Origin of the sequence: Pantoea sp. paga, assembly GCF_007558755.1 — a bacterium.
Taxonomy (GTDB): Bacteria; Pseudomonadota; Gammaproteobacteria; order Enterobacterales; family Enterobacteriaceae; genus Pantoea; species Pantoea agglomerans.
The window spans coordinates 1-552 of the sequence record NZ_VLTF01000042.1; the positions used below are offsets into that span (position 1 = coordinate 1).

The following is a 552-nucleotide window of genomic DNA, read 5'->3' on the forward strand; positions in this document are numbered from 1 at the left end:
TCGCCTTCCTCCCCGCTGAAAGTACTTTACAACCCGAAGGCCTTCTTCATACACGCGGCATGGCTGCATCAGGCTTGCGCCCATTGTGCAATATTCCCCACTGCTGCCTCCCGTAGGAGTCTGGACCGTGTCTCAGTTCCAGTGTGGCTGGTCATCCTCTCAGACCAGCTAGGGATCGTCGCCTAGGTGGGCCATTACCCCGCCTACTAGCTAATCCCATCTGGGTTCATCCGATAGTGAGAGGCCCGAAGGTCCCCCTCTTTGGTCTTGCGACGTTATGCGGTATTAGCCACCGTTTCCAGTGGTTATCCCCCTCTATCGGGCAGATCCCCAGACATTACTCACCCGTCCGCCACTCGTCACCCAAGGAGCAAGCTCCTCTGTGCTACCGTCCGACTTGCATGTGTTAGGCCTGCCGCCAGCGTTCAATCTGAGCCATGATCAAACTCTTCAATTTAAGTTTGATTTGCTTAAACAAGTTAAGCGGTGCTCATCTGTAAAACGTCATAATGAATTTCATTATGTGTTCACTCGTGAGGCTTGATATTTTTT

Annotated in this window: 1 rRNA gene; it reads right to left on the reverse strand. The window is 52.2% G+C overall.

What is annotated here, in order from left to right:
- Window positions 1-457 (reverse strand): 16S ribosomal RNA (locus tag FOV68_RS23890); the annotation flags it as partial.
- Window positions 458-552: the final 95 nt, after the last annotated feature.